This window comes from Cohnella cellulosilytica (assembly GCF_042431195.1).
Lineage (GTDB): Bacteria > Bacillota > Bacilli > Paenibacillales > Paenibacillaceae > Cohnella > Cohnella cellulosilytica.
The window spans coordinates 287,473-309,778 of record NZ_JBHMDN010000079.1 but is presented as its reverse complement, the minus strand read 5'-3'; the positions used below and the strand labels follow the sequence as shown (position 1 = coordinate 309,778).

Here is a 22,306-nt window from a genome sequence, read left to right as displayed (position 1 = left end):
ACTGGCGAGGCAGGTTCTTTTTTTTGCAAGGCCGCATGGGGTATGGTATATTTTGAGGAAGATTAGCCGTTAGGACGTATCTGCATACACGCCCTAGCAGACAGGAGCTATTATTTAAGATGTTCAAGCGTTTGCTTCCCGATCAGATCGTGAACACCGTTTACGATATCGATCTGAATGAATTGCACGCTCAAGGAGTCCGGGGGATTATTACGGATCTTGACAATACGCTGGTCAGCGCCAAAACCCCGCTGGCGACCCCGCAGCTGATCGGCTGGCTGGATCTGGTCCGGGAGCGGGGATTTCAAGTTGTCATTTTGTCCAACAATAACGACTCGCGGGTCGGCAAGTTTGCTTCCCCGCTCGGCATTCCTTACATTCCGGCGGCCCGCAAGCCCGGCGGGGCGGCGTTCAGGCGCGCTCTGCAGCGGATGGAATTGCCGGCGGAGCAGGCGGTCGTCGTCGGCGACCAGATGCTGACCGACGTTCTGGGCGGAAGGCGGGCGGGGCTGCATACGATTCTGGTGACGCCGATCGCTCCCGCCGAGGAAGGCTGGGCGACGCAGATCAACCGCCGCATCGAGAAGGTCGCGCTGGCCCGCTTGCGCAAGAAAGGGCTATGGCCGGAACAGGGAGGACGACAGCATGGCAAGTGAACCCATTAAAGCTCCTCGCTGCGCAGGCTGCGGGATCGCGCTGCAAAGCGAAGACCAGGGGAAGCCGGGCTACGTTCCCGCTTCTTCCATAGACAAGGAAGGGGCCGTATGCCAGCGCTGCTTCCGCATTAAAAATTATAATGAAGCTTCGTCCGTCGCCGTCGACCAGGACGAATTTCTGAAGCTGCTCGGCGGCATCGCTTCGACCGACAGCCTGGTCGTTCATATCGTCGACCTGTTCGATTTTCAAGGCAGTCTCATTTCCGGCCTGCAGCGCTTCGTCGGGAACAATCCGGTGCTGCTCGTCGTAAACAAGATCGATCTGCTGCCCCCGGTCACGAACTGGAACCGGCTGCGCAACTGGGTGCAGAAGGCGGCCCGCGAAGAGGGGCTGAAGACGGCGGACGTCGTGCTGTGCAGCGCGCGCCGCAACATCGGATTCGACCGCGTCGTCGAAGCGGTGAACGCCTGCCGCCAAGGGCGCGACGTCTATGTCGTCGGGGCGACCAATGTCGGCAAGAGCACGCTGATCAACCGGCTGATCTCCGACTACAGCGACCTGAAGCGGGAGTTGACCGTATCCCGGTATCCCGGAACAACGCTCGACGCCGTGCATATTCCGCTGGACGACGGCAAGAGCATCATCGATACGCCCGGGATCGTCTACGATTGGAGAATGTCGGAGATCGTGCCGCGCAAGGACTTGGCGGCGCTGCTCCCGGACAAGCCGCTCAAGCCGATGACCTATCAGCTGAATCCCGGACAGACGCTGTTTTTCGGCGCGCTGGCCCGCTTCGATTTTATCGAAGGGGAGCGCCAGTCGTTCACGGCGCAGGTGTCCGGCGGCCTGACGATTCACCGCACGAAGCTGGAGCGAGCCGACGAGCTGTACGCGCAGCATCGGGGCGACATGCTGAGCCCGCCCGGACGGGAGGATCTCGATGCGTTCCCGGCCTGGACGAGGCACCGGCTGCGCGTGCCGGCGAATGCGGATCAGGACGTCTTCGTGTCGGGATTGGGCTGGATACAGGTTAACGGCAAGACCGGGGCTCTGCTCGATATTCACGCCCCCAAGGGCATTAAAGTGATGCTGCGCGACAGCCTGTTGTAGCGTTTCGTTCCCGAGGACGGCCGACTGCCGCCTCAGGGAGAGGAGGATATTCGGATTGATAGATAGTCATACAAAGCTGTTCGGGGTCATCGGCGACCCGATCCGCCATTCGAAGTCGCCGATCATGCTGAATCGCGCGTTCCGGGAAAGCGGCGTCAACGGCGTTTACGCCGCTTTCCACGTCGAGCCCGGCCGTCTGGAGCAGGCGATCGCCGGCGTACGGGGACTCGGGTACCGGGGCTTAAACGTGACGATTCCGCACAAGGTCGAAGTGATGAAGTATCTCGACGAGATCAGCGAAGGCGCGAAGGCGGCCGGCGCGGTCAACACGATCGTGAACGAGGACGGCCGGCTGATCGGCTACAATACCGACGGAATCGGCTACGTCCGGTCGCTGAAGGAAGAGGTCGAACCGGATTTGGCCGGCAAAACGATCGTGGTGCTCGGAGCGGGAGGCGCGGCGAGAGGGATTTTGTGGGCGCTGGCGCAGGAGCGTCCGGCGGCCATTATCATCGCGAACCGCACGGAAGCGAGAGCGGCCGAACTGGCTGCGTCGTTCCCGGCCGGGCTGCGCATCTCCGCGCTCCCGTGGAGCGAGCTGCGGGGCGCCGTCGCCGAAGCGGACGTCGTCATCAACACGACCTCCGTCGGCATGTCCCCGAACGTGGACGACCTGCCGCTGGACCCGGCATGGCTGAAGCCGGGAGCCGTCGCCAGCGACTTGATCTATAACCCGCTCAAGACCGCCTTCCTCGCCCGGGCCGAGGAGCGGGGGTGCCGCGCGCACGGCGGACTCGGCATGTTTATTTACCAAGGCGCTTACGCCTTCGAATATTGGACCGGCCGGCCGGCGCCGGTCGCGGCTATGCGCGAAGTCGTGCTGGCTTCGTTCAAGCAAACTTAAGGAAAGCAGGAACTTACATGCTGACAGGCAAACAGAAACGTTATCTCCGCTCGCTCGCCCATCATCTTACCCCGATCTTCCAGGTCGGCAAGGGCGGCACGAACGACCATCTCGTTCGGCACATCCAGGAGGCGATCGAGACGCGCGAGCTGATCAAAGTGTCCGTACTGAACAACAACGACGAGGACCCGAGGGAGATCGGCGCCGAATTGGCGGAGAAGTCCGGGTGCGAGCTGGTGCAGGTTATCGGCAAAACGATCGTTCTGTACAAGGAATCCGTCGATCACAAGGAGATCGAGCTTCCTAAGTAACGGCAGGAGGGCGGATGCGACACATGCGTAAAATCGGTTTGCTCGGCGGGACGTTCGACCCGGTCCACTACGGCCATCTGGTTGCGGCCGAGGCCGCTCGGGACGCGCGGCGGCTGGACGAGGTCTGGTTCATCCCGACTTTCCTGCCGCCGCACAAGCCCCAACCGGGCGCGGACGGAGCGCGCAGACGCGAGATGCTGGAAGCGGCCGTCTCCGGCAATCCGGCGTTCCGCGTCGAAGATATCGAGCTGCGCAAGCAAGGGACCTCATATACGGTCGAGACCGTCGCCGCGCTGCGGCAGCGGTACCCGGACGCGGAGTTTCATTGGATCGTCGGCTCCGACATGATCCGCGACCTGCCGAATTGGCGCAGGGCGGAGGAGCTGGCTGCGTCGGTCGGCTTCATCGGACTGGAAAGGCCCGATCAGCCGAGCGACGACGCTTCGCTGCCGGAGTACGTCCGAAGCAAGCTTGCCCGGGCGGAGATGCCGCCGCTGGGCATCTCCTCTACCGACATCCGGCGCAGAATCGGGGAAGGGCGTTCCGTCCGCTACCTGCTGCCCGATGCGGTCATCGAATACATTCAAAGGAATGGCCTATATGAATCTTGACAAACTGCGGGAAGCGACCCGCGCGCAGATGCCGGACAAAAGGTGGAAGCATACGCTGGGCGTCGTGGACTCGGCCGTCGAGCTGGCGAAGCGGTACGGGGGCGACCCGGACCGGGCGGAGCTGGCGGCCCTGCTTCACGACTATGCCAAGGCATGGGCCGTCGATCGCATGGAAGCCGTCATTCGCGAGCAGGGCTTGCCCGCCGAGCTGCTGGACCACGACAAGGAGCTGTGGCATTCGCACGTCGGCGCCTGGGCGGTCCGCGCCGAGCACGGCATCGACGACGAAGAAGTGCTGGATGCGATCCGCTACCATACGTCGGGACGCGAAGGCATGACGAAGCTGGACAAAATCGTCTGTTTGGCGGATTATATCGAGCCCGGAAGAGCGTATCCCGGCGTCGACCTGATTCGCGAACGGGCTCGACATAGCCTGGAGGATGCCCTTGTGGCGGCTTTCGGTTCCACGATCGGCGTGCTGATCGAACGGGGCAAGCGCATATTCCCGCTCACCGTTCTCGCGCGCAACGATCTGATTACGCAAATGAAGCAAAACAATAACGGAGGCTGAGACATGGCAGGAAGCTCGGAACAATTGCTCAAGAAAGTTTTTCATGCCGCGGAAGAGAAGAAGGCGCACGATCTCGTCGCCTTGAATCTGCAGGGCATTTCCCTGGTGGCGGACTATTTCGTCATCTGCCACGGCAATTCGGACACGCAGGTGCTGTCGATCGCGACGGAAATTCGCAAAAGCGCCGAGATGGCCGGATACCGCGTGCGTGTCGAAGGCTTGGACACGGCCCGTTGGGTGCTCGTGGACATGGGCGACGTCGTCGCCCACGTGTTCCATCGCGACGAACGGGAGTATTATCATCTGGAGCGTCTGTGGTCCGACGCGAAGGCAGTGGAGATCGTATGAATCTGACCGCCGGAACGGTGCAGAGCCTGCGCGTTCGCAGAGAGGTGTCTCCTTACGGCTGGTTTCTCGGCTTTGGGCCCGAAGACGGACCGGAGGTGCTGCTTCCCTACGGGGAGGCGGCCCAGAGCCGTCCCGAGGTCGGGACGGACATCGAAGCGTTCCTGTTTCACGACGACAAAGAGCGGATCACCGCGACTTTGCGCGAGCCGCTTATCCGGCTGGGCGAGCTTGCTCGCCTCAAGGTGGCGGATTTCCATCCCAGCTTCGGCTTCTTTCTGGAGATGGGGATCGGACGCCAGCTTCTGCTGCCGGTCAAGTCGTTCCCCGCGGAGCGCAGAAACGCGTGGCCGCAGACGGGCGACGAGCTGTTCGTCGTCATGAAGCACGACAAGGAAGGGCGCATGCTGGCCCGTCTGGCCAAAATCGAGGATTTCGCGCCGCACGTCTTCCGCGCCCCTTCGTCCTGGAAAAACCAGTGGCAGGAAGGCTGGGTAACGGACGTGTTCCGCGACGGCGTATTCGCGCTTGTCGACGGTGGCGTGCTCGGCCTCGGCGCGCTCGGCTACATCAATGACGGCGCGATGGTGCACCCGCTGCGCATCGGTCAGAAATTCCGCGCCAGAGTTACGCAGGTGCGCGAGGACGGGCGGGTGTCGCTCAGCGTCAAGGCGACGAAGGAGGTCGGCCGTCTGGAGGACGCCGACCGGATTTTGGCGTTTCTGAAAGCCCGACCGGGCGGAGCGATGCCCTATTCCGACCAGACGGGCGCGGAGGACATTCAGCGGCGGTTCCAGCTCAGCAAATCCGCGTTTAAGCGGGCGCTCGGCAAGCTGATGAAGGACGGGCTGATCGAGCAGAAGGGCAACTGGACGCATTTGAAGTCCTTGGACGATTCGGCCGGAGAGGATTCGACCGGCGACGAGAACGAAGACTGAGGATGAGCGAACGGGGCGTCGCAAGTCGCCTCGGAGGAGCGAGATTTTAACTTACGACTGGAGCTGCGGCAATGCGTACATATCGTCAATTCGCGGCCGTCTACGATCGTCTGATGGAGGACATGCCGTACTCCGATTGGCTGAGCTTCGCCCGCCAATGCTGGAACCGCTACGGCATTCCGCGGACGGTCGTCGACCTGGGCTGCGGCACGGGCAACCTGTCGATCCCGCTCGCCCGCTCGGGCTTTCGCGTGTTCGGCATTGACATCTCCGCGGAAATGCTCTCGGTTGCCCGCAGCAAGTGGGAGGAGCCGCAGGGACGCCGCGGCGATCGGGACGAGCCGGGAACGATCCGCTGGCTGCAGCAGGATATGCGGGATTGGGAGCTTCCCCATCCGGCGGACGCGGTAATCAGCTTCTGCGACTGTCTGAACTATTTGACGGAGCCGGAGGACGTCTCGGCGGCGATCCGCCAGACGTACCGGGGGCTGGCGCCCGGCGGACTGTTCCTGTTCGACGTCCATGCCCCGCGGCAGCTGGAGCGCTATGCGGAGGAGCAGCCGTTCGTCTACGACGAGCCGGACGTGGCGTACTTGTGGACGAGCGACTACGACGAGGAGCGGATGGAGATCGAGCATTCGCTGACGTTTTTCATCCGGGAGGACGCGGCGGCTCCGGGAGCGGGCGCGCTGTACAGCCGTTTCGAGGAGTCCCACGTGCAGAGGGCGTACGACCCCGACTGGATCGCCGGAGAGCTGGAGCAAGCCGGCTTCGAGCTGCTGCATCGCACAGCCGATTTCAAGTGGGACAAGCCGAACGCGGAATCGGAAAGACTGTTTTACGCGGCTCGCAAGCCGGAATGAATCAGGGGCTGTTTCTTGGTCGAACGGACGGCGGCATTGCCGTCTCCGCCGGACTGGGAAGCAGCCTTTTCGCATTAAGCCGGCTCGAACGCAGCGGACTTCTCCGCTCGCCGGTTTACCCGATGCCGGCCGGCAGCAGCGAGATGAAGCGCTGCGAAGCGGCGGACAGCGGAGTGCCCTTCAGCGTGACGATGCCGATTCGCCGCGGCGGAGGAGACGGAAGGAGCGGAACTTCGACGATCTGTCCGGACGCCAGCTCCTCCCGGACGAATTCCCGCGCCGCGAAGGCGAGTCCGAACCCGCTGCGGACGAATTGCACGATCAGATCGATGCTGCCCAGCTCGAGCTCGGGATTCAGCGCGGCGCCGTGGGACGAAGCATAGCGGTCGAGGAACCGCCGAATGCTGCCGCCGGACTCCAGCAGAATAAGCGGATAGCGCCGCAGCTCCGCAAGCGTCAGCGATTTCCCGCCATCCGGGGAGAAGGCGGCGTCCGCGATCAGACATTCGTGCAGCGTCAAGCTTTCCCGGACGTCGACCTTGTCGTCGTCGACCGGAAGATTCACGATGCCGAAGTCGATATGACCGTTTCTCAGCAAGGCCAGCGTTTCGTCGGTTGTCCGGTTGGTGACGTGGATCCGCACTTTAGGATAAGCCTTGCGATATTCTCTTAAATAGGGCAGCAGGTAGTGCTTGCACAGCGTATCGCTGGCCCCGATATGGATTTCCCCGCTTTCGAGATCGCGCATTTCCGCCAGCTTCTTCTCTCCCGCTTCCATCATCCGAAACTCTTGATCGAGATAGACGAACAGCGCTTTCCCTTCGTGCGTCGGCACGACGCCTTTCGGCGTGCGAAAGAACAAGGGCGTTCCAAGCTGACGCTCAAGCTGCTTAATCGTGTGGCTGACCGCCGGCTGCGTAATATGCAGCGCTTCCGCCGCTTTGGACAAGCTGCCGCACAGCGCCGTCCGGTAGAAGACGCGGTACCATTCCGTATTCATCTCCATAGGCATAACTCCTTCTTATATCCGGTATTAGGAATATCAATTATTTTTATAACTTCGCTGCCTCTATAATAAGCCTTGCACGGACAATACGAAAGGGGAGGCCGGAAAATATGACGGTTACAGCGATCGTGGGAGCGAATTGGGGAGACGAGGGCAAGGGGAAAATGACCGATCTGTACGCCGGGGAGGCTTCATACGTCGTCAGGTATCAGGGAGGAAGCAACGCCGGGCATACGATCATTAACGATTACGGGAAGTTTGCCCTGCGCATGCTGCCTTCCGGCGTGTTTCATCCGGAGACGGTGAACGTCGTCGGGCCCGGGGCCGCGTTGGACGCGGAGCGAATGCTGGCCGAGCTGGCGCTTCTGGAGGAGCGCGGCGTCGCGAAGCCGAACGTCCGCTTGTCGGATCGCGCCCAGGTCGTGCTCCCCGTGCATCGGCTGCTCGATGAGCTGGAGGAGACGAGACTCGGCGCGCAGAGCTTCGGCTCGACGAGAAACGGCATCGCGCCGTTTTACGCCGACAAATACGCCAAGCTGGGCGTCCAGGTGGCCGACCTGCTTCACGAGGACCTGCTGAGGAGCAAGCTGGAGCGGACTTTTGCGGCCAAAAACGTACTGCTCGAGCATCTGTACGACAAACCGGCTTTGGAGCCGGGCGAGCTGGTCGAGCAATTGACCGAGCTCGGCGGAAGGCTTGAACCTTTCGTATGCGATACGACCAAGCTTCTCCGGCAAGCGCATGCGAACGGGGAGACGATTCTGCTCGAAGGCCAGCTTGGCGCGCTGCGGGACCCGGACCACGGCATCTATCCGTATTCGACGTCTTCGTCGACGCTTGCCGGTCACGGCGCGGTTGGGGCGGGTCTGCCCCCGTACGCCATCTCCCGCGTGCTGGCCGTCGTCAAGGCGTATTCCTCCTGCGTCGGAGCGGGACCGTTTGTCTCCGAGCTGGCCGGCGAAGAAGCCGAGGAGCTTCGGCGCAGAGGAGGAGACGCCGGAGAATACGGGGTCGTCACCGGTCGCCCAAGAAGGGTAGGCTGGTTCGACGTCGTGGCGACTCGTTACGGCTGCGGCGTTCAAGGCGCGACGGAGGTCGCGCTGACGAACCTGGACGTGCTGGGCTATTTGGCGGAAATTCCGGTATGCGTCGGCTACGAGATGAACGGAACGGTTGTCGAGGATTTCCCAACGTTGCCTATGCTGCAGCGAGCGAAACCGGTTCTCTGGAGACTTCCGGGATGGAAAAGCGATATTTCCGCATGCCGTTCGTTCGACGAGCTTCCCGAGGAGGCCAGGAGCTACGTGGGTTACATCGAGGCGGCCGTCGGCGTAAAAATAACCGCCGTATCGGTCGGTCCTCATCGCGACCAGACGATACGGCGGATTTGAAGGCGGTCCTGTCGGAGCGCGTTAGTCGGAGGACGCCGGCTTCTCCCCGACCGGCTCGAGCTTGCCCGGCCAGAAGGCCCGGCGTCCCAGCAGCAGCGTAATCGCCGGAACGAGGAACGGGCGCACGACGAACGTATCGAGCAGCACGCCGATCGCGGTAATCGTCCCGAATTGCACGAGCACCTGAATCGGCAGCGTCGCCAGCACGGCGAACGTTCCGGCCAGAATGAGTCCCGCGGACGTGATGACGGCGCCCGTCTCGCCGACGCCTTCCCTGATCGCCCGCTTAAGCGGCATTCGTTTTCTTTTTTGCCAGATGCTCGAGATCATGAAGATGTTGTAATCCTCGCCCAGCGCGACCAGAAAAACGAACGAGTACAGCGGAATCGCGCCTTGGATCGCATCAGCCCCCATCCCGTAATGAACGACCAGCCAGCCGAGCCCCAGCGCGGAGAAAAAGGAAACGATGACGGTGAGCACGAGATAGACGGTCGCGATGACCGAGCGCAAATACAGCAGCAGGAGCAGAGAGATCAGCCCGATGACCATCGGAATGACAAGCCTCGTGTCCCGTTCTCCCGTCGTTTTGTTGTCGTACTGCTCCGCCGTTTGACCGCCGATCCAGACGCCGTCCTGCGGGCTCGCGACGCCGGAATCGGCCAACGCCTGCTCCGCAACCTTCCGCAGCTCTGGAATATGACCCATGGCCTCAATTGAATACGGATTCAGATCGAATTGGAGCTCATACGCGACGATGTTCGGATTGGATTGGCCCGTCTGCGGCTCGGACACGATATCGACGTAAGGCAGGGCGGCCAGCTTTTCTCTCAAATTAACGGCATGACCCTGCGTATCGACGATGATCTTCGCCGGCGCCAGATCTCCCGGGGAGAATTGCTCGCCGATCACCGCAAACCCTTCCCTGGACTCCATATCCTTCGGAAAAGACGACAGCAAATCGTAGGTGAACTTGATTTGCGGCGTAACGGCCGCCAAACCTCCGAGCAGCAGCAGACAGACGACCAGCACCGCCCAAGGCTTGCCCGTGACGATGCGTCCGGCCCAATTGCGCGGCTCCTTGGGAGCGGCGGGGGCCGGCTTGCCCTTGCGGGCGGCGCGTTCCCGCTGCATCTCCGGCGTTCTGGGCACGAACGGATAGAAGGAGGCCCGGCCGAGAATGGCGAGCATCGCGGGAACAAGCGTCAGACTCGCGATGCCCATGATCAGAATCGCCAAGCTGAACGGCACGGCGAAGCGCTCGTATGCTCCGTATTCCGCCGCGAGCAGCGTCAGGAGCGCTATGACGACGGTTAAGCCGCTCATCGCGATCGCGCCCGACGAGCCGGTAACGGCGGCGAGCAGCGCTTTGGTTTTGCCGGTCTCGGTTTTGAGCAGGTGACGGAAGCGCGAGATCAGGAACAGGCAGTAATCCGTGCCGGCGCCGAACAGCAGAACGGTCATGATCGAGATCGCCTGGCCGTCCACGACGATCCAGCCCTTGCTTGCCATCCAGCCGAGCAGCGGGCTGATGACCCCGTAGGCGAAGCCTACCGCGACGAGGGGCAGAAGCGCCAAAATCGGCGAACGGTAAATGAGCAAGAGCAGGAGCAGGACGAGCAGCACGGTTCCGATCAGCAAGCTGACGTCGGCGTTCCGGAACAAGCCCGTCGCATCGATCTGAATGCCGACGGGGCCGGTGACGCGCGCGCTCAATCTGTCCGCGGAATCGCCGGGCTCGGCGAACGGGTCGGCTCCGGCGATGGCGGCAAGCTCTCGCTTGAGCTCGGTCACGCCTTCCTTTAAATTTTCCGCTCCCGCGTCTTTGGCGAACAGAACGGGCAGCACCAGCGTGCTCCCGTCCGCGGAGAGCTGGCCCAGCAGCGCTTGCGACGGCATTGCGTGCAGCGGCGGGACAGCCGTCTGATGCGGCACGGGCGAGGCGGTCAGCTTCTCCGTCAGCTTGCGGACGAAGCCGAGCTCGGCCTCGCCGAGTCCGTCGCCCTTGCGCAGCACGACAAGCGCCGGAATGTCCGATCCGCTCGGGAATTCGCGCGCGGCGACGGCGTCCGCCTGTACGGAAGGCTTTCCGAATTTCAGATTGGGGGAGTTGTTGATTTCCTGACTGTTCACGGACGGGAGCAGCGCGCTCAGCAGGCCGGCCGCGGCAATCCAGACGAGCAGCGTGATCCATTTGCTTCGCTTGCCGGAAACCCAGCCTCCGTAACGATGTTCTTTATCGCTCATGACGGGCGGTCCTCCTTCTTTTTTTGAAGAACGCTATAAATGAGAGCTTTCGGAATTTCGATTTTCGGATATAATGGAATATAATTTCGAATTAATTATATATACCGGAAGGTTAATTATGCAACGACGAGTTTTTTCGCATAAGGAGGGACAGCGATGAGCGGTTCCCGTTCCGGACGAGCGCCCGGAAGACCGAAGAGCGGGGCGGACCAGCCGTCGATGAGAGACAAGGTGCTGCAGACCGCTTCCGTTCTGTTTATGGAATTAGGGTATGAGCCGGTTTCGGTCAATATGATCGCCGCGCGAGCGGGAGTGACGAAGGCGTCCGTCTACTATTACTTCGATAACAAAGCGGTGCTGTTTACCGCGGCCGTAACGCAAATGATGCGGCGAATCCGCTCGGTCACCGAACGGATCATCGAGGCGAACGGAACTTTGCGGGAGCGTCTCGTGCAGATCGCGTTAGCTAAAATGACGAAGCTGCAGGCGCATATCGAATTCGAAAGCCTGATGAGAGAAGCGCTGGCTTCGCTGAGCGAAGAGCAGAAGGCCGAGATCCGCGAGGCGGAGCACGGGATTCACGAGGCGCTTGCGGCGGAGTTCGCCAGGGCGATGGCGGACGGGGAGCTTGCGAAGGGGCATCCGATGCTGCTGTCCCATGCCTTCTCCGCGCTTCTGATGGTCGGAAGCCGGGAGCGGATCGGGGACGAAGCGTTCGCCCCGGAGCGGCTGGCGACGGCCGTCGCGGATTTGTTCCTGCACGGAGCGGCGGACCGGTAACGGCCGCTTTGCCGAACCGGCGGACCGCGGCACGCTCGGCGGCTGTACGTTCGGCGCGAGGCGCCTCCGCTCGACAGAGGCGTCTTCCTCCGCTTGACACGAATCGCGCGAATGGCTATAATCATGGCATACTTTGGCTGTGAAAAGGATCAGTACTCGCATGACGTTATTTCAGAGAGCCGGCGGAAGGTGCGAGCCGGTTAACGACTGCGAAGAACTCGCCTTGGAGCCTCCGAGCCGAACGCTCTTGCAAATTCGCTATGCGGATGCCGGGCGCTAGGCAAGGCGTTACCTCTCGTTACGAGGCGGAGTGGGCGGACATCCAAGCAGGATTGCCGTCAACTAGGGTGGTACCACGGGAGATGACGCTCTCGTCCCTAGCGATAACGCTGGGGGCGGGAGCTTTTTTATTTTGACGGATAAGGGAGTTAATCGACATGGCACAGGAGCAAGGTCAGGGCTATCAGCCGCAGAAAATCGAACCGAAGTGGCAGAAATATTGGGACGAGAACAAGACGTTCAAGACGACGGAGGAAGCGGGCAAGCCGAAGTTTTACGCGCTTGACATGTTCCCGTATCCGTCGGGAGCCGGGCTCCACGTCGGCCACCCCGAAGGCTATACGGCGACCGATATCGTCAGCCGTTATAAGAGGATGAAAGGCTTTAACGTGCTGCACCCGATGGGCTGGGACGCGTTCGGCCTGCCGGCCGAGCAGTACGCGCTGCAGACGGGCCGCCATCCGCGCGAAATCACGTTCGAGAACATCGACAACTTCCGCCGCCAGATCAAGTCGCTCGGCTTCTCCTACGACTGGGACCGGGAGTTCAGCACGACGGACCCGGATTATTACAAATGGACGCAGTGGATTTTTATCCAGCTGTACAAAAAAGGACTCGCCTACGTCGCGGAAGTGCCGGTCAACTGGTGTCCGGCGCTGGGCACGGTGCTGGCGAACGAAGAGGTCATCGACGGGCTGAGCGAGCGCGGCGGCCATCCGGTTATCCGCAAGCCGATGCGCCAGTGGATGCTGAAGATTACCGAGTACGCCGAGAGATTGCTGGAGGACCTGGAGGAGCTGGACTGGTCGGAGAGCATCAAGGACATGCAGCGCAACTGGATCGGCAAGTCGACGGGCGCGGAAGTGACGTTCGCCATCGACGGCCACGACGCTGCGTTGACCGTATTCACGACGCGTCCGGACACGCTGTTCGGGGCGACGTATTGTGTGCTGGCTCCGGAGCATGAGCTGGTCGGTACGATCACGACCGCCGGGCAGAAAGCGGCCGTCGACGCTTACGTCGAGCAGGCGGCGCACAAGAGCGATCTCGAGCGCACCGACCTGGCCAAGGACAAGAGCGGCGTATTTACGGGCGCATACGCGGTCAACCCGGTGAACGGCGCCAAGGTGCCGATCTGGATCGCCGATTACGTGCTCGGCGGCTACGGCACGGGCGCGATCATGGCCGTTCCGGGGCACGACGAGCGGGACTGGGAATTCGCGAAGAAGTTCGGCCTGCCGATCGTGGAAGTCGTCGCCGGGGGCAACGTCGAGGAAGCGGCGTATTCGGGCGACGGCAAGCTGGTCAATTCGGAGTTTCTGAACGGATTGGGAACGGCGGACGCGATCAAGGCGATGATCGCGCGGCTGGAGAAGGAAGGCAAGGGCAAAGGCAAGGTGACGTACCGTCTGCGCGACTGGCTGTTCAGCCGTCAGCGTTACTGGGGCGAGCCGATTCCGGTGCTGCACTACGAGGACGGCACGATGGACACCGTTCCCGAGGAGGAGCTGCCGCTGCTGCTGCCGGACGTGGATGCGATCCAGCCTTCCGGGACGGGCGAGTCTCCGCTGGCCAATGTGACCGAATGGGTCAACGTCGTCGATCCGCGCAACGGCCGCAAAGCCCGGCGCGAGACGAATACGATGCCGCAATGGGCGGGAAGCTGCTGGTACTACCTGCGCTTCATCGATCCGAAGAACGACAAGGAGATCTGCTCTCCGGAGAAGCAGCGCGAATGGCTGCCGGTCGATTTGTATATCGGCGGCGCGGAGCATGCGGTTCTTCACTTGCTCTATGCGCGCTTCTGGCATAAGGTGCTGTACGATCTCGGCGTCGTAAGCACGAAGGAGCCGTTCCACAAGCTGGTCAACCAAGGGATGATTCTCGGCACGAACAACGAGAAAATGTCCAAATCCCGCGGCAACGTCATCAATCCGGACGACATCGTCGGCGAATTCGGCGCCGATACGCTGCGGATGTACGAGATGTTCATGGGCCCGCTGGAAGCGACCAAGCCGTGGAACACCAATGGCGTGGAAGGCGTCTTCCGCTTCCTCGCTCGCGTGTGGCGCTTGTTCGTCGACGACAGCGGCAAGCTGAACGCAAAAATCCGGGACGTTCCGGGAGACGAGGCGTTCCGCCGGGTTTGGCACAAGAGCCTCAAGAAGGTCGGCGAGGATTACGAGGGCTTGCGCTTCAACACGGCGATCAGCCAGATGATGATTTTCGTCAACGAAGCGTACAAGACGGAAGTGCTGCCGAAAAAAGCGATGGAGGACTTCGTGCAGATGCTGTCCCCGATCGCGCCGCACATCACGGAAGAGCTGTGGGAGAAGCTTGGCCGTTCCGAATCCGTCACTTACGCTTCGTGGCCGCAGTACGACGCGGCGTTTACGGTGGATGCCGAGGTCGAAATCGTCGTGCAGGTGAACGGCAAGATCGCCGAACGTCTGAAGATCGCCGCCGATCTGGACGAAGCGGGCATGCAGGCGCAGGCGCTTGAATCCGCGAAGGTGCAGGAGCTGATCTCCGGCAAGACGATTCGCAAGGTGATCGCGGTCAAAGGCAAGCTCGTCAACATCGTTGCCAACTGATTCGGGCCGTGGCCGTCTGGAAACGGGAGCGTCTGCCTGACGGAACGGCAAAGCCGCAAGGAATGAAGCTGCAAGAAATAAGGAAGCGATAGAACGATCGCAGCGTGAAGCACACGCCGCTTGACCCCGTCCTTGAGGACGGGGCCGGGCGGCGTTTTTGTTTGCCTTGCTCCACGGCCCTCGGGCCGGGCGCTAGGTGCGCTCGCGGGGGAAGAGTGAGGAATCGACGCGATCGAGATCTTCGGCGAACTTCTCGTGCGTCGTGAACAGCACCTGCATGAACGCGCCGCGGGTCGTCTTGCGCAGCGACTCCAGAGCGGCGGCCGTAATGCCGCCCGGCACCGATACCCGCGCCTGAAGCTCGGCCGGCGAGCAGGGGAGCTCCAGCATAAGCCGCGCCGTGCCCAGCATCATTTCGCAGGCCAGGGCGGTGGCGGTTTCCCGTTCCATCCCCGCGGTTAGAACCGCGGCGTCGATGAACTGTTCGAGCAGGAACGCCATAAACGCCGGACCGACGCTGGACAAGTCCGATGCGACCCGCACCTCCTCCTCGGGAACGCAGATCGGCCGGCTGATCGAGGCAAACAGCTCCCACAGCGCCCGCTTATCCTCCTCCGTCAATCGGGTCCCCCACATGACGAGCGAGGCGCCGCTGCCGACGGCGTTGACGACGCTGGGAATAATTTTAGCGACTTTGCTCGGCGTAAGCTCCTCCAGGGAGGAGATTTTGACGGGGCTCGTAATCGAGACAACGATCTGCTCCGCGGTTAATACAGGCGAGATTTCATCCAGCACTCTTCGGAAATCCAACGGTTTTACGCACAAAAACAAATAATCGGCCCCGATCGCGGCTTCCCTGTTCGAAGCGGCGATATGCAGGCCGGGATATTGCTCGGCCAGTGCGGACAGCTTGCCATGCGTCCGGGAGCTGACTACGACGTCGTCCGGCTGCATCGCGCCGGCGCGTACGAAGGCACCCACCAGTAAGCTTCCCATACTCCCCGCACCGATGAAGCCGATCTTCATCCTGGTCCCTCCTACAGAGTCGTTCAAACGTTCCGCCGTTTATCCGTCCCGATCGCTTGGGACGAGGACGTACGTTTACCTTGCATTCCATTATATGAATACGTGCTTGGACGTCATGAACGATTTTTCCTATATTTATGCGAGATAAGAAACGGAGGATACAACAAAATGAATAAAAATAAACCATTTCGCATGCGCAAACCGGCTGCCGCCGCTTTATTCGCGATCGGAGCTTGCGCGCTCTGCATCGCTTTATTCCTCGGTTCCCGCCCGGCGACGATCGCAGGATGGACGCCCGTAAACGAATCTCTGGAGGAAACGCTCGGTCTGTTGGCTCCACCTCCGGCAGAGAAGGAGCGGGAAGCTGGCGGGCAAGCGACGTCTTCCGCAGACAAGGAATCTGGCGGACAGGCGGCGCCATCCGAGCAGGAATCTGGCGCACAGGCACAGCCCCCGGCAGACAAGGGGCAGGAGGCTGAGAGGCAACCTCCGTCTTCTTCAGCCGCTGCCGGGGCTTCGCCTTCCAACGTCGCCTCCGATCCTCAGTCGGATGTTTACGCAGAAGCAGCGTCTCCCTCGCCGATGCCTTCCGGAGAGAGCGGCGAGCCTGTGGACCAACCTTCGGGAGCCCTCGATCTGAACAGGGCGACCGAAGCCGATCTGGATGCGCTGCCCGGCATCGGCCCGTCCAAAGCGAAGGCCATTATCGCCCATCGCGACAAGATCGGCGGCTTCCGAAGAGTGGAGCAGCTACTGGACGTTAAGGGGATCGGACCCAAGGTTTTCGAGCGTTTGTCCGCTCTCGTATACGTCGCGGCGAGGAAATAAAGAAACGCCCGAGATTGACTTTTACTTTAGCCAAATTTTATGAGAGAATGGGAGGGAAAACGATCTAAATCCATTATCCACTTTTGGGAGGTTCAAATCCGAATGAGCAATGAATCCTATTCCCTGGAAACGCTTGCGGTGCATGCAGGGCAGCAGGTCGACCCGACGACGATGTCCCGGGCGGTTCCGATTTACCAAACGTCATCCTATGGCTTTCGCGATACGGATCATGCGGCGAACTTGTTCGCGTTAAAAGAGTTTGGCAACATCTATACTCGGATCATGAACCCGACGTCGGACGTGTTCGAGCAGCGGGTAGCCGCGCTTGAAGGCGGCGCGGCGGCTTTGGCGGTCAGCTCCGGGCAGGCGGCGATTACGTATTCCATTCTGAACATCGCGGGAGCGGGAGACGAGATCGTCTCTTCGTCCAGCCTGTACGGAGGTACATACAATCTGTTCGCGATCACGCTGCCGAAGCTGGGCATTACGGTCAAATTCGTGGATCCGTCCAACCCGGAAAATTTCCGCGCGGCGATTACGCCGAAGACGAAGGCGGTATTCGCCGAGACGATCGGCAACCCGCGGGGAGACGTTCTGGACGTTGCCGCTGTCGCTGCGATTGCGCACGATAACGGCATCCCGCTCATTATCGACAGCACGTTCACGACGCCGTTCCTGCTTCGTCCGCTCGATCACGGCGCGGATATCATCCTTCACTCGGCCACGAAGTTTATCGGCGGCCACGGGACTTCGATCGGCGGCATCGTCGTCGACGGAGGCAAGTTCGACTGGAAAGCCAGCGGGAAATTCCCCGGCCTGACCGAGCCGGACCCGAGCTACCACGGCGTCGTGTACACCGATGCTGTCGGTCCGATCGCGTACATTATTAAAATGCGCGTGCAATTGCTTCGCGACATGGGGGCGGCGCTGTCTCCGTTTAACTCCTTCATGTTCCTGCAGGGCCTGGAGACGCTGCATTTGCGCATGGAGCGCCACAGCAGCAACGCGCTTGCCGTCGCGAAGTTCCTCGAGTCTCATTCCGCGGTGGAATGGGTAAACTATCCGGGTCTGGAAAGCCATCCTTCCTACGAATTGGCCCAGCGCTACTTGCCTAACGGCCAGGGCGCGATTTTGACCTTCGGAATCAAGGGCGGCATCGAAGCGGGCAAAAAAGTGATCAACGCCGCGAAGCTGTTCTCGCATCTGGCGAACGTCGGCGATTCCAAGTCGCTGATCATCCATCCGGCGAGCACGACCCACCAGCAATTGAGCGAGGAAGAGCAGATCGGGGCCGGCGTGCAGCCGGGCATGATCCGCTTGTCGGTCGGCACGGAAGGCATCAAAGACATTATCAACGATTTGGAACAAGCGCTGGCGGCAAGTCAACGGTAACGAGGCAGGCCCCGGGGCGGAGGGAGTAAGATGACAGCCTTGCGCAAAGACTGGGATACGTATTTCATGGACATCGCTTTTATGGTTTCTACCCGTTCGCGCTGTCCGAGACGCCATGTCGGGACGGTGCTCGTGCAGGGCAAAAAGCTGCTCGGCACGGCGTACAACGGCGCTCCGATGGGCGTGCAGGATTGCTCCGAGGCCGGCTGCATGATCGTGGAAGAGTACGAGCCGGCCTCGGCGGGCTCCTCGGAAATGATCAAGAAGCAGCGCTGCATCCGGACGATTCACGCGGAGCAGAACCTGTTGCTGTTCACCGACCGGGTGGACCGCGAGGGCTCCGTCGTTTACGTGACGGACCAGCCTTGCTGGACTTGCGCGAACATGCTCGCCAACAGCGGCATCGCGGAGATCGTCTACTTCAGACCTTATCCGAAGGATTACGGCAAAGTCGCCGCGCTGATGGAGCAGCGGGGACTCATTTTCCGCAAGCTGGACAACTACGTCCCGCCCGCGGACACCGAGGTCCAGGACGGTTCGTAAATGCGGAGTCGAGAAGGAGCAGAGGTGGGAACAGGCAGCCCATACCCTGCGATTAATCGCAGTTAGGAGATCCGGATTGTCACCCGGCTCTTCTTCTCGGCAGCAACATACGGAGCCGGGTTTCCCCGGTTTTTTCACAAATAAATCTGTTTGGAAATAAGAAGAGGAAGCACCTCTTTGCTGAGCATAATTGCTCTGCGGGGGGGATGCTTCTCTTTGCGTTTGAAAGGATGACAAGAAAAGCGATCAGAAAAAAACGTACCGGAGAGTTTGTGGTGAATGAGAAAAAATGCTGGGGGTATCACCAAATGACGATTGAGTCCACAGATCAATGGTTAGATATTTGTGGATAACAAAACGAGGAATGTATCCTGTTATATGCAGGAAAAATGCTACTGTATTCTAGCCCGATGACATTGAGTGATTGTTTCCTAACTGTACTCGATCATAAATGGACGGTGGTCACGTTGTAGTACAACAAAAGTCGGAAATTAACTTTTTATTTCGGTTTTGGGGTAATAAATCTTGTCTAAAATGATAATAAATAAAAATTTCGACAAGTAGTAGTAATGACAAGCTGCATAAATAAGAAATCTGATCGGTGGTATATAAAACCAGAAGTGAAGGGATTTTAGATACTAACTAATAATACAGTGATAGGCTAAAAAGACATCCACCAGAATAGTAATCAGTAACAGCAAACAAAAGAGGTGTTTTTATGGAGAAACGAAAAGTACAAGCTCAGTTGATAATTACTTGTGACGTAGTTATTGATGATGATTTAAAAAGGAAAGCAGTCAAGCAGTATGCTTCAGTTAAAGATGATGAATCCCTTGCCAAGCAACTCCTTTACGCATATTTGAATCCAAAGATACCGTACAATAAAGAATTAGTGGAAGCCGAAGGCTCTTGGGATGCTATTTGCGAGTTCAAAGGTCGATTATCTAATATTAAAATCAGCGATGAAATAATTTGAGCATATGCGGAGCAAAGCTCCGTTTATTTTTTTGTTTCTTATTTTTTTTCCATGTGATAAATTGGAAGTATATTTATCCGACTTTTTGACTAAAAGGGGATTTTCATTTGTCGAACCTTACATTGAAACGCCTCATTACACATGGCATCGATTTAACTCAGGCAGGACCGACGACTTTTGATAGATTAATGCCTCTTCACACGGTCCCACAGGAAGTAAGAGATTTTTTCATTTCGCATATTGAAAGTGCTTTAGTTGCCAAACAAGTTCAAGCGTGTATCTTCAGTGAAGAACATGCATCTGTGTTAATTGACTGCGTTGAGATTGCTGCTGACTTAACTGATGACCAAGTTTTCATCGACAACAGTAAAAACATGACACAATTATTGTTTAATGCAATGTATGCGGCGTCAACAACAAGTTCAGGTACGTTAATGTTCTTACAGTATTTTGATGCCAGAACGAATTCGGACTACTTGGCGATTCTTAAAATGGATCCTAATAAAGGTATACAGCTTGATTTAATCAATTATCAGTTTAAAGTTCAAAAGGATATGCTGCCCAGCGTTAATGAAAAGCTGCATAAATGTGCTTTTATAAAATTAGACGAAAATCTCTATGATGAAGAGATGCATCTTCGCGTGTTGGACAAGCAGCAGCTTACCGGGGAAGTATCAAAGTTTTTCTTGAAAACCTTTCTTGGTGCTGAAATTGTTATTAATGATAAAGCAATGACTGAGCTCGTTGGGAAGAAATTGAGCGAATTTGGAGTGGCTGAAAACATTGTTATAGATCCTAAACAAATCCTGGATTTTAACTACAAAATCGATAACATTCTCTCAGACGGACGGGAAGTTGACTTGGAAGCCGATCTAGAAAGTCTTTTTAAGACTTATATTCCTGGTGACGCGGATCGATTGCATAAGATTGAATCGTTCAAGCAAAAGTTGTTAAGCGAAAAAGAAAATGCGTACTATCAGTTTACAGCAAACAAAAAACAAACTGTTGCGTTTTTTGCTGATAGCAATAATAAAATCAAAATCCAGTTCCCGGTAAGCTATCAAGATCACAGTGTATTTGTGGATTATGAAGATGAAGAAGACGGAAGCAAGACTACAGTAATTAGAATTAAGGGTGTGGAACTGAAACAAAAATTTAAATAAGGAGAGCGACGGCTATGAACCAGTTGCTAAAGGATATTTTAGCAATGACAAAACAATATTCGAATAATGCTGTTAAAGTAAGCAGCATAGAAGATGTTGATATAGCCGTCTTTACGTTTTCCTCCACTTTAGAGAAGTTTTTTGAATTATCTGCCCCCAGTAAGAACCTCTTTGAAAACTTATTTGTAAGCCTAGAAGTAAATTATGAAGAAGATCTCTTTGAATATGAACAGGTTTACGATTTTCAGGAAAAGCACATATTGAATTTAACCAAAGAAATTAAATTTAAAATTAGCATAAATAAACGACTGAGATTCAATCTGGATGAAAATGTGTTTATTTTTTTCACTTTAGATTCTTTTATAAAATCATTCGACACTGTTAACTTTAATTTCTTTAAAAGAATAAATGAGCAGAAAACCGTTGTTGTACATATTCCGATTGATACCGAATCGAACAATGAGTATCTTTTACTGAAACCGCTAGAAAGTTTTACAATTCATAACGCTAGTGATTTGTCTGATCCAATCAAAGAAGAGGGCGCTCGACTTATTAAAATTAGAGAGGAAACGTCACGGTTGCTCACGGCGGTACCAATTCCGCACTTTTTTTATTTTCAAAACATTGATGAAGAGTTGAAAATGTGGCACGAGTCAAATTTGTTTTACTCATCGTTTCTTCATTTATCAAATAAAATCGTTGATCGTAAAATTACAATCAGAGGTCATAAGAATACAGAGATTGAACTCGAGAACAACTTTTTTCCCGTAAATGCTTCTATTTTATATAGTATTTTTAAATTTTCTTACGAAGAAAAACATTACTCTGACAAAATTGAAATATCAAGAAACATCCTAACGTTATATCTGAATAGTAATGAAACCGTTAAGAAAATAGATGAATTGTTACCAAAGATATATAAAACTATAACAAGCCACTTCTCTGCCTATATTAAGGACAGCATCAAAAAGTTCTTCAGTGAGCGTAAAGACGTAATCAAAGAAGCTCATAAGTTTGCTTCTGACTTAAGGGGAGAAGCCGATAAGCTTCAAACTTATATTAATACGTCTTTAATTGGCATTATTACAGCTGTATTTTCTGGAGCACTGGGCTTATCAAGAGGCGAGAGATGGTTCTTATTGGTTGCCTTTGCGTTTCATTGTATCTATTTTGCGATTTCATATTTCATAAACGGCAACTATGTTCGGAAAAAATCAGATGATATTATAAAACTGTATGATGATTACACTGCAGAATTTGTGGTTTTGGATGATAACGACGTTGCGGATATTAAGAAGACGTACATAGAACCTTCAATGGAAGGCATTGAGCACTATTTGCGGAGATATCGAAATATAACGATATGGTTAGTTACTTTTATGTTAGTTTTAATTTTGACTGGTTTGTTTCTACCTGACAACTACTTCTCAGCTGTTAAACTTGGAGATGCAGATAGCGTAAGTGTAACTCAGGATACATACAATCAAGTTCCATAGTGGGTGCGAGATGCAGGAGCGGGCATGAGATTACGGTCAAAAACAACTCAGGCCGTTCAGCAAGAAGAATATGTCGATATTGCTCATGACGGACAAAATAAACTGAATGAATCTGATTGCTAAATTATCTATCTTCAGGTAACATAAAGAGAATCTATAGGGATAGTCTACTAGGTCTCAGAATTGGGTCAATAAAGATCAGATCAGAATAGGGGGGCGGTAAAACTACTTGTTATACCGACACTCTTGGTCTTCATCGAACAACTAAAAATACCTAA

Annotated in this window: 21 protein-coding genes and 1 other annotated feature; of the genes, 18 read left to right on the top strand and 3 right to left on the bottom strand. The window is 56.9% G+C overall.

Features of this window, described 5'->3' with window-relative positions:
- Positions 1–119 precede the first annotated feature (119 nt).
- From ACFFT4_RS34650 to ACFFT4_RS34610, 9 genes are all read left to right on the top strand, one after another.
- Positions 120–656 (top strand): YqeG family HAD IIIA-type phosphatase, encoded by a 537-nt coding sequence (locus tag ACFFT4_RS34650; protein ID WP_378054351.1) that lies wholly within the window; start codon positions 120–122, stop codon positions 654–656.
- The gene (yqeH, locus tag ACFFT4_RS34645; protein ID WP_378054349.1) at positions 646–1,767 is read left to right on the top strand and encodes a ribosome biogenesis GTPase YqeH; all 1,122 of its coding nucleotides are present in this window, start codon (positions 646–648) and stop codon (positions 1,765–1,767) included. The genes ACFFT4_RS34650 and yqeH overlap by 11 nt, the downstream gene beginning before the upstream one ends.
- A 58-nt stretch (positions 1,768–1,825) precedes the next feature.
- Complete coding sequence (gene aroE, locus ACFFT4_RS34640) at positions 1,826–2,671, top strand: shikimate dehydrogenase (RefSeq protein ID WP_378054493.1); 846 nt, start codon at positions 1,826–1,828, stop codon at positions 2,669–2,671.
- Positions 2,672–2,688: 17 nt separating this feature from the next.
- The gene (gene yhbY / locus ACFFT4_RS34635) at positions 2,689–2,982 is read left to right on the top strand and encodes a ribosome assembly RNA-binding protein YhbY (RefSeq protein ID WP_378054347.1); all 294 of its coding nucleotides are present in this window, start codon (positions 2,689–2,691) and stop codon (positions 2,980–2,982) included.
- A gap of 23 nt (positions 2,983–3,005) precedes the next feature.
- Positions 3,006–3,593, top strand: coding sequence for a nicotinate-nucleotide adenylyltransferase (gene nadD, locus ACFFT4_RS34630; protein ID WP_378054345.1), 588 nt, complete (start codon positions 3,006–3,008; stop codon positions 3,591–3,593).
- Complete coding sequence (yqeK, locus tag ACFFT4_RS34625) at positions 3,583–4,164, top strand: bis(5'-nucleosyl)-tetraphosphatase (symmetrical) YqeK (RefSeq protein ID WP_378054343.1); 582 nt, start codon at positions 3,583–3,585, stop codon at positions 4,162–4,164. Before nadD ends, yqeK begins: the two co-directional genes overlap by 11 nt.
- A 3-nt stretch (positions 4,165–4,167) precedes the next feature.
- Positions 4,168–4,512, top strand: a complete 345-nt coding sequence (gene rsfS, locus ACFFT4_RS34620; RefSeq protein ID WP_378054341.1) for a ribosome silencing factor — start codon at positions 4,168–4,170, stop codon at positions 4,510–4,512.
- Positions 4,509–5,447, top strand: a complete 939-nt coding sequence (locus ACFFT4_RS34615) for a CvfB family protein (protein ID WP_378054339.1) — start codon at positions 4,509–4,511, stop codon at positions 5,445–5,447. Before rsfS ends, ACFFT4_RS34615 begins: the two co-directional genes overlap by 4 nt.
- A gap of 71 nt (positions 5,448–5,518) precedes the next feature.
- Positions 5,519–6,310, top strand: a complete 792-nt coding sequence (locus tag ACFFT4_RS34610) for a class I SAM-dependent DNA methyltransferase (RefSeq protein WP_378054337.1) — start codon at positions 5,519–5,521, stop codon at positions 6,308–6,310.
- 115 nt (positions 6,311–6,425) lie between these two features.
- On the opposite strand, the gene ACFFT4_RS34605 is transcribed toward ACFFT4_RS34610, so the two are convergent.
- A complete protein-coding gene (locus tag ACFFT4_RS34605; protein ID WP_378054335.1) occupies positions 6,426–7,316 on the bottom strand; it encodes a LysR family transcriptional regulator in 891 nt (296 codons plus the stop codon).
- Between the two features lie 110 nt (positions 7,317–7,426).
- On the opposite strand from ACFFT4_RS34605, the gene ACFFT4_RS34600 reads away from it, so the two are divergent.
- A complete protein-coding gene (locus tag ACFFT4_RS34600) occupies positions 7,427–8,707 on the top strand; it encodes an adenylosuccinate synthase (RefSeq protein ID WP_378054333.1) in 1,281 nt (426 codons plus the stop codon).
- Positions 8,708–8,728: 21 nt separating this feature from the next.
- Here ACFFT4_RS34600 and ACFFT4_RS34595 read toward each other — a convergent pair whose 3' ends face one another.
- Complete coding sequence (locus ACFFT4_RS34595) at positions 8,729–10,951, bottom strand: MMPL family transporter (RefSeq protein WP_378054331.1); 2,223 nt, start codon at positions 10,949–10,951, stop codon at positions 8,729–8,731.
- Positions 10,952–11,107: 156 nt separating this feature from the next.
- Here ACFFT4_RS34595 and ACFFT4_RS34590 point away from each other — a divergent pair, with 156 nt between their 5' ends.
- A complete protein-coding gene (locus ACFFT4_RS34590; RefSeq protein ID WP_378054329.1) occupies positions 11,108–11,731 on the top strand; it encodes a TetR/AcrR family transcriptional regulator in 624 nt (207 codons plus the stop codon).
- A gap of 130 nt (positions 11,732–11,861) precedes the next feature.
- Positions 11,862–12,113, top strand: a binding site (T-box leader).
- 55 nt (positions 12,114–12,168) lie between these two features.
- On the top strand, positions 12,169–14,604 hold the full coding sequence (gene leuS, locus ACFFT4_RS34585; RefSeq protein WP_378054327.1) for a leucine--tRNA ligase: 2,436 nt from the start codon (positions 12,169–12,171) through the stop codon (positions 14,602–14,604).
- A 192-nt stretch (positions 14,605–14,796) separates the two neighbouring features.
- Here leuS and comER read toward each other — a convergent pair whose 3' ends face one another.
- Positions 14,797–15,630, bottom strand: coding sequence for a late competence protein ComER (gene comER / locus ACFFT4_RS34580; protein WP_378054325.1), 834 nt, complete (start codon positions 15,628–15,630; stop codon positions 14,797–14,799).
- Between the two features lie 168 nt (positions 15,631–15,798).
- Between comER and ACFFT4_RS34575 the strand changes: the two genes are divergently transcribed.
- The 6 genes from ACFFT4_RS34575 to ACFFT4_RS34550 all read left to right on the top strand — a co-directional run bounded on the left by ACFFT4_RS34575 (position 15,799) and on the right by ACFFT4_RS34550 (position 22,028).
- Positions 15,799–16,458, top strand: coding sequence for a ComEA family DNA-binding protein (locus ACFFT4_RS34575; RefSeq protein ID WP_378054323.1), 660 nt, complete (start codon positions 15,799–15,801; stop codon positions 16,456–16,458).
- Positions 16,459–16,560: 102 nt separating this feature from the next.
- Positions 16,561–17,850, top strand: a complete 1,290-nt coding sequence (locus ACFFT4_RS34570; protein WP_378054321.1) for a homocysteine synthase — start codon at positions 16,561–16,563, stop codon at positions 17,848–17,850.
- Positions 17,851–17,880: 30 nt separating this feature from the next.
- Positions 17,881–18,393 carry a deoxycytidylate deaminase gene (locus ACFFT4_RS34565; RefSeq protein WP_378054319.1) on the top strand — a complete coding sequence of 171 codons (513 nt, stop codon included), beginning with the start codon at positions 17,881–17,883 and terminating at the stop codon, positions 18,391–18,393.
- Positions 18,394–19,111: 718 nt separating this feature from the next.
- The gene (locus ACFFT4_RS34560) at positions 19,112–19,369 is read left to right on the top strand and encodes a hypothetical protein (RefSeq protein ID WP_378054317.1); all 258 of its coding nucleotides are present in this window, start codon (positions 19,112–19,114) and stop codon (positions 19,367–19,369) included.
- 107 nt (positions 19,370–19,476) lie between these two features.
- On the top strand, positions 19,477–20,532 hold the full coding sequence (locus ACFFT4_RS34555) for a nucleoid-associated protein (RefSeq protein WP_378054316.1): 1,056 nt from the start codon (positions 19,477–19,479) through the stop codon (positions 20,530–20,532).
- A 14-nt stretch (positions 20,533–20,546) separates the two neighbouring features.
- On the top strand, positions 20,547–22,028 hold the full coding sequence (locus ACFFT4_RS34550; RefSeq protein ID WP_378054314.1) for a hypothetical protein: 1,482 nt from the start codon (positions 20,547–20,549) through the stop codon (positions 22,026–22,028).
- Positions 22,029–22,306: the final 278 nt, after the last annotated feature.